General features: G+C 67.2%; 2 protein-coding genes. Both read right to left on the bottom strand.

Features of this window, described 5'->3' with window-relative positions; all coding sequences use genetic code 11:
• The coding region (asd, locus tag BIS11_RS18330; protein WP_253586828.1) for an archaetidylserine decarboxylase at positions 1–617 on the bottom strand (617 nt) is incomplete at its 3' end.
• 49 nt (positions 618–666) lie between these two features.
• A partial coding sequence (locus tag BIS11_RS18325) for a sulfurtransferase (RefSeq protein WP_253586827.1) occupies positions 667–1,074 on the bottom strand: 408 nt, incomplete at its 5' end.

The raw sequence follows: 1,074 nt of genomic DNA, 5'->3' as shown, positions 1-1,074 counted from the left end.
GCCACCACCATCGCCCCCACCAGTACCATCGCAAAGGCCCCCCGGGGGCTGTCGAAGATGCACACCAGCCGCTCGTTGCGGGCGAACAGGTTGGGCACGTGGCGGGCGGTCGCCTGGTTGACCGAGAAGATGCGCCCGGGCACGTAGATCATCTCGCGCAGCGTGCCGTCGAGGGGCATGTGCACGCGGTGGTAGTCGCGCGGTGACAGGTAGACCGTGGCGAAGCTGCCGCTCGAGAACTCGGCGGCAAGCTCGGCGTCGCCGCCGAGCAGCGCCTCGACCGTGTAGCGGTGGCCCTTGGCCTGGATCAGGGTGCCGTGCTCGATCTTGCCGTGACGCGACAGCGCCCCGTCCGCCGGGCTCAGCAGCCCCTCTTCCAGCGGTCGCGCGTCCGCTTTCAAGACGCGGGTGAAGAACGCGTTGAAGTGGCGATAGGCGGTCGGGTCCGGCTCCAGCGCCTGGCTCATGTCGACGTCGAAGCGCTTGATGAACGCCTTGATCAGCGCGTTCTTGAGCCAGGGCGTCTCGCAGCGGGCGAAGGCGCCGGTCAGCCGCGAGATCGCGTGGTGCGGCAGCGGGTACTGGATCAGCGAGAAAATCTTTTGAGATAGCGTCACGTTGGGTTCTTTTCGTAGGTGCTCGTCGAGGCCCGGCGAAGGCGGGGCGCTACTTTTCTATCGGCGTGTCGTCGCGGTTGCCCCACTCGCCCCAGGAGCCCGCGTAGCCGCGCATGTCAAAGCCCAGGGCCTTGCCGACGAGCCAGGTGAAGCTGCTGCGGTGATGGCTCTGGCAGTGGGTGGCGATCTCCATGTCCGGGGTGAGGCCCATCGCCTCGAGCTCGGTGACGAGCTCCGCGTAGTCGCGGATGCGCAGCGCCCGCGTGCGATCCATGGCGTCGACCCAGTCCATGTTCACGGCACCCGGAATATGGCCCAGATGCCTGTTGTTGCCACGCTCGCCGTCGTACTCCGCCTTCGAGCGCGCATCCCATACGGCGAAGTGGCGCTCGCCGAGCTTCTGCTGGATCTCGTCGCGGGTGATCAGCGCACGCGGATTGCGGATCTCGGCGCGGTA

This window comes from Halomonas sp. 707D4 (genome assembly GCF_024158685.1).
Classification (GTDB): Bacteria; Pseudomonadota; Gammaproteobacteria; order Pseudomonadales; family Halomonadaceae; genus Vreelandella.
The sequence above is the reverse complement of the archived record's forward strand: the minus strand, read 5'-3'. Positions and strand labels throughout refer to the sequence as shown.